The sequence below is a fragment of the Delftia sp. Lp-1 genome, assembly GCF_020523835.1.
In the GTDB taxonomy this organism is placed as follows: Bacteria; Pseudomonadota; Gammaproteobacteria; order Burkholderiales; family Burkholderiaceae_C; genus Comamonas; species Comamonas acidovorans.
Genome location: NZ_JAJALJ010000001.1, coordinates 1,261,212 through 1,274,688, shown reverse-complemented (window position 1 = coordinate 1,274,688; position 13,477 = coordinate 1,261,212). Strand labels below are relative to the sequence as shown.

9 protein-coding genes and 4 tRNA genes are annotated in these 13,477 nt (G+C 64.7%); 6 read left to right on the top strand and 7 right to left on the bottom strand.

Going from position 1 to position 13,477, the window contains the following annotated elements; genetic code table 11:
* Positions 1 to 6: 6 nt before the first annotated feature.
* The 5 genes from uppS to rpsB form a co-directional block, all read right to left on the bottom strand.
* A complete protein-coding gene (gene uppS / locus LGR64_RS05555; RefSeq protein ID WP_034396177.1) occupies positions 7 to 753 on the bottom strand; it encodes a polyprenyl diphosphate synthase in 747 nt (248 codons plus the stop codon).
* 35 nt (positions 754 to 788) lie between these two features.
* Positions 789 to 1,349 (bottom strand): ribosome recycling factor, encoded by a 561-nt coding sequence (gene frr, locus LGR64_RS05550; RefSeq protein ID WP_088164102.1) that lies wholly within the window; start codon positions 1,347 to 1,349, stop codon positions 789 to 791.
* A gap of 43 nt (positions 1,350 to 1,392) precedes the next feature.
* The gene (gene pyrH, locus LGR64_RS05545; protein WP_012206745.1) at positions 1,393 to 2,115 is read right to left on the bottom strand and encodes a UMP kinase; all 723 of its coding nucleotides are present in this window, start codon (positions 2,113 to 2,115) and stop codon (positions 1,393 to 1,395) included.
* A 64-nt stretch (positions 2,116 to 2,179) separates the two neighbouring features.
* The gene (gene tsf / locus LGR64_RS05540) at positions 2,180 to 3,076 is read right to left on the bottom strand and encodes a translation elongation factor Ts (RefSeq protein ID WP_065346071.1); all 897 of its coding nucleotides are present in this window, start codon (positions 3,074 to 3,076) and stop codon (positions 2,180 to 2,182) included.
* Positions 3,077 to 3,189: 113 nt separating this feature from the next.
* Positions 3,190 to 3,942 (bottom strand): 30S ribosomal protein S2, encoded by a 753-nt coding sequence (rpsB, locus tag LGR64_RS05535; RefSeq protein ID WP_012206747.1) that lies wholly within the window; start codon positions 3,940 to 3,942, stop codon positions 3,190 to 3,192.
* Positions 3,943 to 4,312: 370 nt separating this feature from the next.
* Between rpsB and LGR64_RS05530 the strand changes: the two genes are divergently transcribed.
* Together LGR64_RS05530 and LGR64_RS05525 are read left to right on the top strand one after the other, a co-directional pair.
* Positions 4,313 to 5,584: an FAD-dependent oxidoreductase gene (locus LGR64_RS05530; RefSeq protein WP_141834508.1), complete on the top strand. Its 1,272-nt coding sequence runs from the start codon at positions 4,313 to 4,315 to the stop codon at positions 5,582 to 5,584.
* A 44-nt stretch (positions 5,585 to 5,628) separates the two neighbouring features.
* Positions 5,629 to 7,206, top strand: a complete 1,578-nt coding sequence (locus LGR64_RS05525; RefSeq protein ID WP_141834506.1) for an NAD(P)H-hydrate dehydratase — start codon at positions 5,629 to 5,631, stop codon at positions 7,204 to 7,206.
* Positions 7,207 to 7,212: 6 nt separating this feature from the next.
* On the opposite strand, the gene rnr is transcribed toward LGR64_RS05525, so the two are convergent.
* Entirely contained in the window at positions 7,213 to 9,795 is a 2,583-nt protein-coding gene (gene rnr / locus LGR64_RS05520) for a ribonuclease R (protein ID WP_141834503.1), read from the bottom strand.
* Positions 9,796 to 9,829: 34 nt separating this feature from the next.
* Here rnr and LGR64_RS05515 point away from each other — a divergent pair.
* From LGR64_RS05515 to LGR64_RS05500, 4 genes are all read left to right on the top strand, one after another.
* Positions 9,830 to 9,914: transfer RNA gene (locus tag LGR64_RS05515), tRNA-Leu, on the top strand.
* A 159-nt stretch (positions 9,915 to 10,073) separates the two neighbouring features.
* Positions 10,074 to 10,158, top strand: a tRNA-Leu gene (locus tag LGR64_RS05510).
* Positions 10,159 to 10,312: 154 nt separating this feature from the next.
* Positions 10,313 to 10,397 (top strand) — tRNA-Leu (locus tag LGR64_RS05505).
* Between the two features lie 155 nt (positions 10,398 to 10,552).
* Positions 10,553 to 10,637, top strand: a tRNA-Leu gene (locus LGR64_RS05500).
* Between the two features lie 141 nt (positions 10,638 to 10,778).
* On the opposite strand, the gene LGR64_RS05495 is transcribed toward LGR64_RS05500, so the two are convergent.
* Positions 10,779 to 13,406, bottom strand: a complete 2,628-nt coding sequence (locus LGR64_RS05495) for a DUF349 domain-containing protein (protein WP_141834798.1) — start codon at positions 13,404 to 13,406, stop codon at positions 10,779 to 10,781.
* Positions 13,407 to 13,477 lie beyond the last annotated feature (71 nt).

Here is a 13,477-nt window from a genome sequence, read left to right as displayed (position 1 = left end):
CCTTGTTCAGGTCGTCTGTTGATGGGACGACTTCGATTGTGATTGGTGTACTTGCGCGGAGGTCTGGCCGAAGCGCCGCTCGCGCGAAGTGAAGGCGGCAATGGCCTCGTCCAGGCAGGCCTCGTCGAAATCAGGCCACAGGCTGGCACTGAAGAAGAGCTCTGAATACGCGGCCTGCCACAACAGGAAGTTGCTGATGCGCATCTCCCCGCCAGTGCGGATCAGCAGGTCCGGGTCGGGCACATGGGCCAGCGCGAGTGCGCGGTCCAGGCTCTGCGGGGTGATGGGCTCGCCCTGCTCTGCCAGCCGGGCTGCGGCCTGGGCAATGTCCCAGCGCCCGCCGTAGTTGAAGCAGACATTGAGCACCAGGCGGTTGTTGTGTGCCGTGACCTGCTCGGCCTGGGCCAGGCCTGCGCACACTTTCTCGCTCAGGCCACTGCGGTCGCCGATGAAGTGCAGGCGCACGCCATCGCGGCTCAGTTGCTGCACTTCCTTGGCAAGGGCATTGGCCAGCAGGCCCATGAGACCGGAAACCTCCTCTTCGGGGCGGTTCCAGTTCTCGGAAGAGAAAGCGAAGACGGTCAGGACCTGCACGCCGCGCTGGACGCAGGCGCGGGCACAGCGGCGCAGCGATTCCACGCCCTGCTTGTGGCCGGCCAGTCGCGGCAGAAAGCGGCGATTGGCCCAGCGTCCATTGCCATCCATGATGACGGCAATATGGCGCGGCACCGCGCCGGAGTCTTGGTTTGTCAAAGGTACAGGCCCTGAGGCAAGTGAGGCAGAACGCCTCAGACCGCCATGATGTCTTGTTCCTTGGCAGCCACCAGCACGTCGATCTCGGTGATGTGCTTGTCGGTCATCTTCTGGACATCGGCTTCGCAACGCTTTTGGTCGTCTTCCGAGGCTTCCTTGTCCTTGACCAGCTTCTTGACGGCTTCGTTGGCGTCGCGGCGCAGGTTGCGCACGGCGATCTTGGAAGCTTCGCCTTCGTTGCGGGCCAGCTTGGTCATTTCCTTGCGGCGTTCCTCGCTCATCGGAGGCATGGGCACGCGGATCAGATCGCCCAGCGAGGCAGGGTTCAGACCCAGATCGCTTTCGCGAATGGCCTTCTCCACCTTGGCGGACATGCTCTTTTCCCAGGGCTGCACGCTGATGGTGCGCGCATCGAGCAGGTTCACGTTGGCCACCTGGGACAGCGGCACCATGGAGCCGTAGTAATCCACATGGATGGAGTCCAGCAGCGAGGGGTTGGCACGGCCGGTACGCACACGCGCAAGATTGTTCTTGAGCGCTTCGATGGACTGACCCATCTTGGACTCGGTGGTCTTCTTGATGTCTGCAATCGTCATGTTCTTGTTCCTTGAAGAGCTGTGAAACGCGGTATCAAAACGCTCAAGCGTACACCAGCGTGCCCTCATCCTCGCCCATGACCACGCGCTTGAGCGCGCCGGGCTTGATGATGGAGAACACCCGGATCGGCAGCTTCTGATCGCGGCACAGCGCAAAGGCAGTGGCGTCCATGATGCCCAGGTTGCGCGAAATGGCCTCGTCGAAAGCCAGCTTGTGATAGCGGGTCGCGTTGGGATTCTTCATCGGGTCGTCGGTGTAGACACCATCGACCTTGGTGGCCTTGAGCACCACTTCGGCACCGATCTCCGCGCCGCGCAGTGCCGCGGCCGTATCGGTCGTGAAGAACGGGTTGCCGGTGCCGGCGGCGAACACCACCACCTTGCCCTCTTCGAGATACTGCAGGGCCTTGGGGCGCACATAGGGCTCCACGACCTGCTCGATGGCAATGGCCGACATGACACGGGCGATGAGGCCCTGCTTGTCCATGGCATCGGCCAGGGCCAGGGCATTCATCACGGTGGCCAGCATGCCCATGTAGTCGGCGGTGGCGCGGTCCATTCCGACCGAACCACCAGCCACGCCACGGAAAATATTCCCTCCACCGATCACCACGGCCACCTGGACACCCACGCGGGTGACTTCGGCGATTTCGGAGACCATGCGCTCGATGGTGGCACGGTTGATGCCGAACGAGTCGTCGCCCATGAGCGCCTCACCGGACAGCTTGAGCAGGATGCGCTTGTGGGCCGGTGCGGCGTTGGACATGGTGTTTCTCCGAAAGGTGGATGGTGGTGGATGGTGAAGGGAACGGTTCAGGCGCTCAGACGAATCAGGCGCCGGCCTTGGCAGCGGCCACTTGGGCAGCCACTTCGGCAGCGAAGTCGTCAACCTTCTTTTCGATGCCTTCGCCGACCACGTACAGGGTGAAGCCCTTGACGTTGGTGTTGGCGGCCTTGAGCATCTGGGCCACGGTCTGCTTGCCGTCGGCAGCCTTCACGAAGACCTGGTCGGCCAGCGAGACTTCCTTCAGGTACTTCTGAACCGAGCCTTCAACCATCTTGGCGACGATCTCGGCAGGCTTGCCGGATTCGGCAGCCTTGGCGGCAGCAACGGTGCGTTCCTTTTCGATCAGCTCGGCAGGCACGTCAGCGCTGGTCACGGACACGGGCTTCATGGCGGCCACGTGCATGGCGACGTCCTTGGCAGCGGTTGCATCGCCTTCGAACTCGACGATCACGCCGATGCGCGAACCGTGCAGGTACGAAGCCAGGCTGGAGCCGTCGAAACGCTTGAAGCGGCGGAAGGACATGTTCTCGCCGATCTTGCCGATCAGGCCCTTGCGCACGTCTTCCAGGGTGGGGCCGAAACCGTCCTGCTCATAGGCCAGGGCGCTCAGCGCGGCCACGTCAGCGGGGTTTTGCTCGGCGACCAGCTTGGCGGCGGCATTGGCCATCGCGATGAAGCTGTCGTTCTTGGACACGAAGTCGGTTTCGCTGTTGACTTCGATCATGGCACCCTTGTTGCCATCGATGAAGGCGGTGATAACGCCTTCGGCGGTCACGCGCGAGGCAGCCTTGCCAGCCTTGGTGCCCAGCTTGACGCGCAGCAGCTCTTCGGCCTTGACCAGATCGCCCTCGGCTTCGGTCAGGGCCTTCTTGCATTCCATCATGGGCGCGTCAGTCTTTGCGCGCAGTTCAGCCACCATGCTTGCGGTAATTGCAGCCATCGTATTTCTCCAATGTCAGTTCGATTCGTTACAGGATTTCGGCTAAAAAAACGGGGCTACCCTGAGCCCCGCTTCTTATTCAGCGACGAGGTCGCTCAGCCGGACAAGCTCAATCAGGCAGCGGATTCTTCCACTTCCACGAACTCGTCACCGCTCTCGCCGGATGCAGCCTTGACCACGTCGGTCAGTGCAGCAGCGCGGCCTTCCAGGATCGCGTCGGCGATGCCTTGGGCGTACAGTTGCACAGCCTTGGCAGAGTCGTCGTTACCGGGGATGACATAGTCGATGCCTTCGGGGTTGTGGTTGGAGTCAACCACGCCAACCAGGGGGATGCCCAGCTTCTTGGCTTCGGCCACGGCGATCTTGTGGAAGCCCACGTCGATCACGAAGATGGCGTCGGGCAGGCTGTTCATGTCCTGGATGCCGCCGATGTCCTTTTCCAGCTTTTCCAGTTCGCGAACGAACATCAGCTGTTCCTTCTTGCTCATGGCTTCCAGGCCGGCTTCTTGCTGGGCCTTCATTTCCTTCAGACGCTTGATGGACGTCTTGACGGTCTTGAAGTTGGTCAGCATGCCGCCCAGCCAACGCTGGTCAACGAAGGGCACGCCAGCGCGCTGGGCTTCTGCAGCCACCATCTCGCGGGCTTGGCGCTTGGTGCCGACCATCAGGATCGTGCCGCCGTTGGACGCCAGTTGCTTGACGAACTTCTGGGCGTCCTGGAACATCGGCAGCGACTTTTCCAGGTTGATGATGTGGATCTTGTTGCGGTGACCGAAGATGAAGGGGGCCATCTTGGGGTTCCAGAAACGGGTCTGGTGACCGAAGTGGACGCCTGCTTCCAGCATCTCGCGCATAGTGACGGACATATGAATACCTCAAAGGTTAGGTCTAAAATCCAGCCCGACAATTGCCCCCTGAAACACAGGGCGCAACACCTTGAAGGGACTGGTTTGCGATTGACTTTGCGCAGGATCCCCAAGCATGGGCAGGCGTTCTTGACGAACACTCCGCACCCAAAAGCTTTCGCCTGACCCCCGGCAATCGCGGAGAAAATCAGGGGGAACCCCTAGCAAAGCCGCAAGATTCTAGCACACGCCACCCCTCAACCGAGGCTTCGCTCTCAAAGCGCGCTCACCACCCCTCACGGCCCCGGCAGTTGCACAACATGCACACACTCCTGTAGTGATAGCTGCATCCGCTTGATAATCCGGGCACTTCAGCAGATTCCACCCAAAAATGAACATCGCGATTGTGGGCGCCGGCAGCATTGGCGTTGCGACAGCCCACGCACTGGCACAGGCCGGCCACGAGGTCACCGTCTACGAGCGTCACGGCACCGCAGCCGAAGAAGCCAGCTTCGGACATGCCGGCTGGCTGGGCCCCAGCCTGCTCCAGCCCTGGAGCGTCCCCGGCCTTTCAACCGCCGAACGCTCCCCCTCCCTCCCCGGCCGGCAGGCCCTGCCGCGACTGGGCTCCGGAAACCTTGCAGCCCAGCTGCGCTGGCTATGGCAATGGCGCCAGGCCGGACGGCAACTGCGCAAAGGCAACGCGCCCACAGCCGCCATGGCGGCGCTGGAGGCGCTCACGCAGCGCAGCCAGCAGTTCCAGCAATCGCTGTGGCGGCAATGGGAGTTTGACCCGGAATATGTCGCCGGAAGCCTGGTGCTGCTGGGCAGCGAGGCCGAGCACGAACAACTCAAGCCTGCGCTGGACGCACTGGCCGAGGCCGGCACGCGCTGCGAGGCACTGGATGCCACCCAGACCCGGCTGCGCGAACCCGCGCTGGGCGAGGAAACCACGCTCGCAGGCGCCCTGTATTTCCCACAGGCAGGCGCAGCCAATGGCCGCCTTGCCACGCTGATGCAACGCCAGGCAGCGCAGTCGGCAGGAGCACGATTCGAGACGCAGCGTCTGGTGCAGAGATTGCAGCCCGGCGGCGCCGGGCGCACCGCACGCCTGCAGTTGCTGGGCGAAGACACCCCCCGTTCGCACGACGCCATCGTCGTCTGCGCCGGCGCCGAGGCCACGAACCTGCTCACGCCGCTGGGCCTGCGCCCACCCATGATCGCTTTGCACGGCTATGGCGTCAGCGCCCCTTTGCGCGAACAAGGTTATGCACCCCGCCACGCCATCGTGGACTGGAGTGAGCAGATGACCCTGGTCCGCCTGGGCCAGCGCATGCGCATCGTGGCCGGCGCAGAGCTGGGCCGCCGCAGCCCCATGCATGAGGCCACGCTGCAGCGCATGTATCACCGCTTCAACATGGTTTTTCCCGGCAGCGCGGTGCTGGCCTCGGGCGTACAGATCTGGCATGGCACGCGCATGTGCACGGCCGATGGGCTGCCGCTGGTGGGCGCCAGCGGACTGCCCGGCATCTGGCTCAACCTGGGACACGGCAGCTGCGGCGCCGCCATCGCGCAGGGGTGCGCAAGCATGCTGAGCGACCTGATGGACAACCGCGCCAGCTTCCTGGACAGCGCACTGCTAGACCCGCGCCGCTTCGGCTGATCGCCCCCGTCCACCACCCGGCGGCGGACCGCTATGCTCGGTCCATGCTGCGCATTCCCACATCCACCGCCTTGCCGTTGTTTGATACGGCAGCCACTCGCACCCTGGAACAGCAGGCGGCAGCCAGACTGCCCGCGCACAGCCTCATGCAACGCGCTGGCGCAGGCCTGGCACGCCTGGCACGCGCCAGCGCTCCCCATGCACGCTGCATCTGGATAGCCTGTGGCCCCGGCAACAACGGCGGCGATGGCTTGCAGGCAGCCGCCTGGCTGCAACAAAGCCTGAATGCGGCTCCAGAAAAGGCCCGCAGTTGCCGCATTCTGGTCAGCTGCGTGCGTGAACGCGCCAACATGCCCACCGATGCACGCGCCGCCTGGGACGCCGCCCACGAAGCCGGCGTGCAATGGACCGAGCACATGCCCGCCAACATGGGACCACAGGACTTGTGCATTGACGCATTGCTGGGCATCGGCCTGCGCCAGCCAGACGCCGCAAGCCCACGCACCGGCACGAATGAGCGCCTGCTCACTCTGCTGCGCAGCCTGCAGTCCAGCACCAGCCCGGTCCTTTGCGCGGACATAGCCTCCGGACTGGATGCCGACACCGGGCAGTACCTGCCTGGATTCGCACCCCCGAACGCCCCAGCCAGCGCACGGCACACGCTGGCGCTGCTGACGCTGCACCCCGGACTGTTCACAGGAGGTGGCCGCGATGCCTGCGGCCAGATATGGTGGGATGACCTGGACACGGGACTGGCGAAAGGCGAGCCAATCCTCACTCACCTGCCCTGCGCACAACTGTTTTCACCAGGCGCCAGCGCCCCGCGCCCGCATGCCAGCCACAAGGGAAGCTTTGGCGACGTGGCCATCCTTGGCGGAGAGGGGCTGGGGCAGCGCGGCCTTTCCATGACCGGCGCCGCCTGGCTGGCTGCCCTGGCCGCGCTGCATGGTGGCGCGGGGCGCGTGATGCTCGCTCTGCTCGATGCCTCGGCCGGGTCAGGCCAGGCCACCGCGCCCTGGCCCGAAATCATGCTGCGCAGCCCCGAAGCGCAGGACTGGCGCAGCACCACCGTGGCGTGCGGATGCGGGGGCGGCATGGCGGTGCGCGCCTGGCTGCCCCAGATATTGGAACAAGCCCCCAGGCTGGTGCTGGACGCAGACGCACTGAATGCCGTTGCCGAAGATGAATCGCTGGCCTCGCTCCTGAAAGAGCGCCGCCAGCGCGACCTGCACACGGTGCTGACGCCTCACCCGCTGGAGGCCGCCCGCCTGCTGAAGACGAACACTGCACAGGTCCAGGCACAGCGGCTGCACGCCGCCAGGCAGCTGGCGCAACGCTTCGCTTGCACCGCGCTGCTCAAAGGCTCCGGCACCGTGATCGCCGGGCCTCAGGGAGATAGTGATGCACCGCCTTGCTGGATCAATCCCACGGGAAACGCCCGCCTGTCGACCGGAGGAACCGGCGATGTGCTGGCCGGGCTGATTGCCGCGCTGTGGGCCCAGGGCCTGGAGCCCACGCAGGCAGCAACCCTGGCGGCCTGGCGCCATGGATTTGCAGCAGACCATTGGCCTGCGCACATCCCGTTCAGCGCCAGCGCACTGGCCCAGCAGCTCGGGACATAAAAACCCTCAGGACTTGCGCCGGGGCTTGGATGTGTTGCCCGTCACCTTGGACTTGACGGCGCCCAAGGCCTTCTTGCCCAAGGCGCGCAGTGCCTGCACCGGCGACGGTGGAGGCAGCTGCGGCAGGCCGTGGGCAGCAGCATCCGTGGCCGCAGGCTTGCGTGCCTCGGACTTGCGCGCCTCGGACGCCCGGCCTCTGCGGGGTCGCGCAGCGGAGCCAGCAGATGATGGTTCCGCAACCGCCTCGCCCATGTCGCTCTGCCGCGCCGAGGTAGCCGGGCGCGGCTGAGCATTCGCATATTCAGCTTCCAGCGCGGCCAGGTTCACACCCTTGACCATGGCCTTTTTAGACGCCTTGCGCCCCTGCTTGCCGGCCGACGCCGCTGCATCAGACTCAGGCCTTGCACCGCCGGAGCCCCCCGAATTGCGCTGCGCCCGCTTTTCCTTGGCATCGCGCCGGCCCCATTTTTCGCCCTGATGGGCTTCCGTGCGCGCCGGCGTCCTGCCGGGCCGGCCCGAGGCCGGCTGCTCTTCGCCATCGCGCACCAGGCGGAAATCGATGCGCCGGCCATCCAGGTCCACGCGGCTGACCTGCACGCGCAGCCGCGTGCCGATGCCATAGCGAATGCCCGAGCGCTCGCCGCGCAGTTCCTGGCGCGCCTCGTCAAAGCGGAAATAGTCGCCGCCCAGCTCGGTGATGTGGACCAGCCCCTCCACATACATGGCGTCGAGCGTGACGAAGATGCCGAAGGTGGTCACCGCAGAGACCATGCCGCCGAACTCCTCGCCCAGATGCTCGCGCATGTACTTGCACTTGAGCCAAGCTTCGACATCGCGGCTGGCCTCGTCGGCCCGGCGCTCGTTGGCACTGCAGTGCAGGCCGGCGGCTTCCCAGGCCTGGACCTCGGCAGCGGGCGCGCGCTTGCGCGGCTTCTGGCCGGGTGGGCTGACGCGTGATGCCAGACGCTTGGCCAGCTTGGCCTCGGCTTCTCCGGGGGTGGGCAGCTCGGGCAGGCGATAGTGCGTGCCTTCGAGCTCGGCCTTGATCACGCGGTGCACCAGCAAATCGGGATAGCGGCGGATCGGGCTGGTGAAGTGCGTATAGGCGTCGAATGCCAGGCCGAAGTGGCCCGAATTCTCGGGCGTGTAGAAGGCCTGCATCATCGAGCGCAGCAGCATGGTGTGGATCTGCTGGGAGTCGGGACGGTCCTTGGTGGCGTTGGCAATGGCCTGGAACTCGGACGTGGCCGGGTTCTCGCTCAGCGCCACACCGACCCCCATGGCCTTCAGATAGTTGCGCAGAATGTCCTGCTTTTCCAGCGAGGGCTTGTCGTGCACGCGGAACAGGCCGACGCGACCGCTTTGCTCGATGAAGTCCGCACTGCAGACATTGGCGGCCAGCATGGCCTCCTCGATCAGCTTGTGCGCCTCGTTGCGCGTGCGCGGCACGATCTTCTCGATGCGGCCGTTCTCGTCACAGACGATCTGCGTCTCCGTGGTCTCGAAGTCCACGGCGCCGCGCGCCTCGCGCGACTTGAGCAGCGCCTGGTAGACGCCATGAAGATTGAGCAAGTCACCCACGCGCTCCGAGCGCCGGGCAGCCTCCGGGCCGCGCGTATTGGCCAGGATGGCCGCCACCTCGGTATAGGTGAAGCGCGCATGGCTGTGCATTACCGCCGGATAGAACTGATAGGCATGGATCTCGCCCTTGGCGGTGATCAGCATGTCGCAGACCATGCACAGGCGGTCCACATCGGGGTTGAGCGAGCACAGGCCATTGCTCAGCTTCTCGGGCAGCATGGGGATCACGCGGCGCGGGAAATAGACGCTGGTGGCGCGGTCATAGGCATCGATGTCGATGGCGCTGCCCGTGGTCACGTAGTGGCTCACATCGGCAATCGCCACCAGCAGGCGCCAGCCCTTGCTGCGTCCGACCTTGGCGGGCTCGCAGTAGACGGCATCGTCGAAATCGCGCGCGTCCTCGCCATCGATGGTCACCAGGGGCACATCGGTCAGGTCGATGCGCTTCTTGCAGTCGGCAGGCCGCACCCTGTCCGGCAGCGCCTTGGCCTGCGCCAGGCAGGCATCGGAAAACACATGCGGGACGCCGTACTTGCGCACGGCGATCTCGATCTCCATGCCGGGATCATCGACTTCACCGAGCACTTCGATGATGCGTCCCACGGGCTGGCCGAACAGCGCAGGCGCCTCGGTCAGTTCCACCACCACCACTTGGCCGATCTTGGCCGATCCTGTGGCATTGGCGGGGATCAGGATGTCCTGGCCGTAGCGCTTGTCCTCGGGCGCCACCAGCCACACACCGCTTTCCTGCAAGAAGCGGCCAATGATGTTGTGCGCAGGGCGCTCGATGATCTCGACCACACGGCCTTCAGGCCGGCCGCGGCGGTCCTGGCGCACGATGCGGACCTTCACGCGGTCCTTGTGCAGCACGGCACGCATTTCATTGGGGGGAAGGAAGATGTCGCCTTCGCCGTCATCGCGGATGACGAAGCCATGTCCGTCGCGGTGCCCCTGCACACTGCCCTCGATTTCGTCGTTCACATCGGCGCTTTTGGCGTGAGGGTTCATTTTCTTGGTATACAATCTAAATCTTTCCTGAGATGCCCAGGTGGCGGAATTGGTAGACGCACTAGTTTCAGGTACTAGCGGGTAACTCCGTGGAGGTTCGAGTCCTCTCCTGGGCACCAAGTTTAACGACAACCTGCAGAGGTTGCGGTGAACTAAGGAACTATCTTCAGCAGAAGGCAGTTCCCTGGCTTCATGGCTTGGCAGATGACAGTCTCAAGAAAAAAATCGAAGATCGGGATGCTTCTGCAAAAAATGCAGTAGAATTTCAGCTTCAGCAAGCCCAGGTGGCGGAATTGGTAGACGCACTAGTTTCAGGTACTAGCGGGTAACTCCGTGGAGGTTCGAGTCCTCTCCTGGGCACCAAACATGAAAAGGCCGTTGCACACGCAACGGCCTTTTTCTTTTCTGATCGATGAAAGCCGATGGCAAGGGCATCTCGCCAAGAAAAGTTCAGGAAATCTTTGCAAACCTGCCCGGCACATCGCTTTCACGCTATATAATTTGCGTACTCTGAAATGCCCAGGTGGCGGAATTGGTAGACGCACTAGTTTCAGGTACTAGCGGGTAACTCCGTGGAGGTTCGAGTCCTCTCCTGGGCACCAAACATGAAAAGGCCGTTGCACACGCAACGGCCTTTTTTCTTTGCCTCGCCGGCACCGTCGCAAGCCCCTGCACCATCCCGCAGAAATTTCTCAAAAACTTGGGAAATCGGCTTCAGACGGAGATTTCGCGCTATATAATTTGCTCACTCTGAAATGCCCAGGTGGCGGAATTGGTAGACGCACTAGTTTCAGGTACTAGCGGGTAACTCAGTGGAGGTTCGAGTCCTCTCCTGGGCACCAAACATGAAAAGGCCGTTGCACATGCAACGGCCTTTTTTCTTGGGCGCTGCAGACGCATCGACCCCAGAAGGTCGCATCCATGGCGCAAAAAAAAGGGAGCCAGCGGCTCCCTTCCTGGATGAGAGGATCACCTCCCGTGCATCACTTGCGCAGCAGTTGCTTGAGCACGTTCTGCAGGCGGCGCGCGCTGGCATCATCGCGCGGCGATGCCAGCACCCGGGCGGCATCGTTGCCCCAGGTTTCCTGCGGAGCAGGATCGTTGCGGCGCGTCAGCAGCTGCAGCTGCAGGGCACGGCGGGCGCTCAGATGTTCCGCAGGTGTGGGAACGTCGGCGGCCATTTCAAGGCGCAGCAGGGCTTCGCCCGCGTCTCCCTTGGGTGCCTGACCCAGGGCCTGCGACCAGGCGCTGCGCACTTGCGCAGACACACGGCCGCCAAGCTGCTGGGCAGCCGGCATCTGGGCAGCATCACGCGACTCCCACGCCGCCATCAACTGGGTCAGTGCCTCACCATGGGCCTGGGCCGCGAGCTTGCGCAGGGCGTCCTGGGCATGTTCCATGGCTTCACGCTGGGCGCGGAAGGCGGGGTCCGCCAGGCGCGGTCCGCGCTCTTCGCGCGGCTCGCGGCTGAAACGGCCACTGTCGCGGCTGTCTCGGCCATCCCGGCCGTCGCGGCCACGGCCACCATCGCGGCGGTCGCCAGGACGGGCAGCACGTGCACCGCCCTCTTCCTTCTTCATGCCAGGACGATCGTCGCCGCGCACGGCAACCACGGGGCGCACCGGCACCGGCTTGGCTTCGGATTCTTCCGAACCCGCTGCAGCAGCGGCAGGCTCCTGTGCTGGCTGGGCCGCATTCACGGAAGCATCGGCACGGCCACGCAGCGCTTGCTCCAGAGCCTCCACCGCAGCGCGGATTTGCTGCACATCACCCGAGGTGTTGGCAGCTTCCACGGCCTGCGACGCTTCCAGCACGCGGCGATCATGGTCGCTGAGTGCCACGGCTGCGGCGCGGGGGCCCCGCTCGGTGCCCTTGCGGTTGAAGGCTTCGTCCAGTGGCTTGCGGAAGGCATCCCAGAGCTTTTGCTCGTGCTTGCGATCCAGCGGCACGGCCTGCGCCTCGGCCTGCCAGCGCTGCTGCAGGGCCTTGACGGCGTCAATGCGCAGATTGGGCGCTGCGCCCAGCGCGGTGGCTTCGTCGATCATGGCGTGGCGACGCTGCAGGCTGGCCTTTTGCGCGGCATGCAACGGAGCCTCGGCCAGGGCCATGGCCTGCTTGAACTGGGGTTGCAGTTCGGCAAACAGCTTCTCGCCGATGTGGCCGCTTTCACGCCAACGTTCGGCGAACTGGCGCAGTGCGCGCGCCGCGCCCTTGAGATCTTCGCTGGCGGACTGCTGTGCTGCCCAGGCCTTGATCTCTTCGATCAGCGCCAGGCGCTGTGCCTTGGACTGGGTGGTTTCGGTGCGCAGCTTGTCGTGCCAGGACTCGACCACCTTGTGGGCCGTGTTGCAGGCTTCGTCAAACTTCTTCCACAGTGCGTGGTTGGCTGCGCTGCCCTGGTCGGCCAGCTTCCATTGCTCGCGCAGGCTGCGCAGCGATTCCTGGATCTTGCGACCACCCAGCGCCTGGCCTTCAGGGCGGTTCAGCAGGGCTTCCGCCTTGGCAACCAGTTCCTCGCGCAGCTTGTCGGCATTCTGGCGCGGCCAGCCTTCGGACTCGCCAGCTGCCAGAAGGGCCTCATGCACCTTGGTGACCAGTGCATCGTCCACCAGGCGGCCATGGGCCTTGATGGCGGCGCGCACGGCCTGCACGGCGGCGGAACCGGCCTTGCTTTCGCCGGCAGCCGTCTCGGCCTGGAGCTGCTCCAGCGCCTGGGTCAGTGCACTGCTGGCGGCAGCCACTTGCTCAGGCGATGTCTTCGCCTTGGGCTGGGCTGCGCTGCGGGCAGCGGGAGCCGGCTTGGACGGCTCGGCAGCCGCTGCCTCGGGAGGCAGGCCACGCGCCACGCGCAGCTCATCGGCCCACACGGGTACGGTGGGCAGCGGAGCGGCTTCGTCGGCGGCGGCAGCTTCGGTCAGCGCCAGTGCAGACTGGAAGGCATCCCAGACCAGGATCAGTTGTGCGCTGGCGGCTTCCAGCTGGGGCGGGAAACGTCCGTCCACGCTGGCCCAGTTGTCATCGCCAGTCAGTTCGCCGGCCTGCTCCTGCCAACGGGCCACGTCGGCGCGCAGGTTGTCGAGCACTGCCTGGGCATCGCGCCAGGGCTTGGTGGACAGGACCTCGATGCGCTGGGCCAGCAAAACGGCGACTTCGCGCTGGACCTGCACGCGGTGCTGCAGTTCCTCGATGGCCTTGACACGCTCGGCCAGCTGGGCCTTGTGCTGCGACAGAGGTTCACGCGACAGCGGGGCGCCCGCCTTGGCGGCGTCGCGCTGCCAGGCGATGGCGTCGGCGGCATTGAAGGGCGATGCGACCAGCAGCGCCTGGGCCTTTTCAGCCCACTCCACTGCGATCTTTTCCTGGTCCTTGGTGCGGCGGATCTCGTCCAGGCGCTCACGCACGGCACGGGCCGCGCCCTTGTCGCGCGCGCTCAGTTCCTTGAGGACGTCCTGCAATTGCTCGACCGAAGGCTGGGTTGCCAGCCAGTCGCGGATGCGCGCGGCGCGATCACCCGAGGTTTCGGCGGAGAAGGCACCGCCCGTGAGCACATCCAAGGGGTGTTGTTCGGGATTCTTGGCAGAAGCAGGGCTCACTTCAGGTGCATCGGACATGGTGCTGCGGGGGGAAAGAGAAGACATGAATCAATCGTTGAATGTCTGGCTGCCGCGGGCCGCCAGACGCG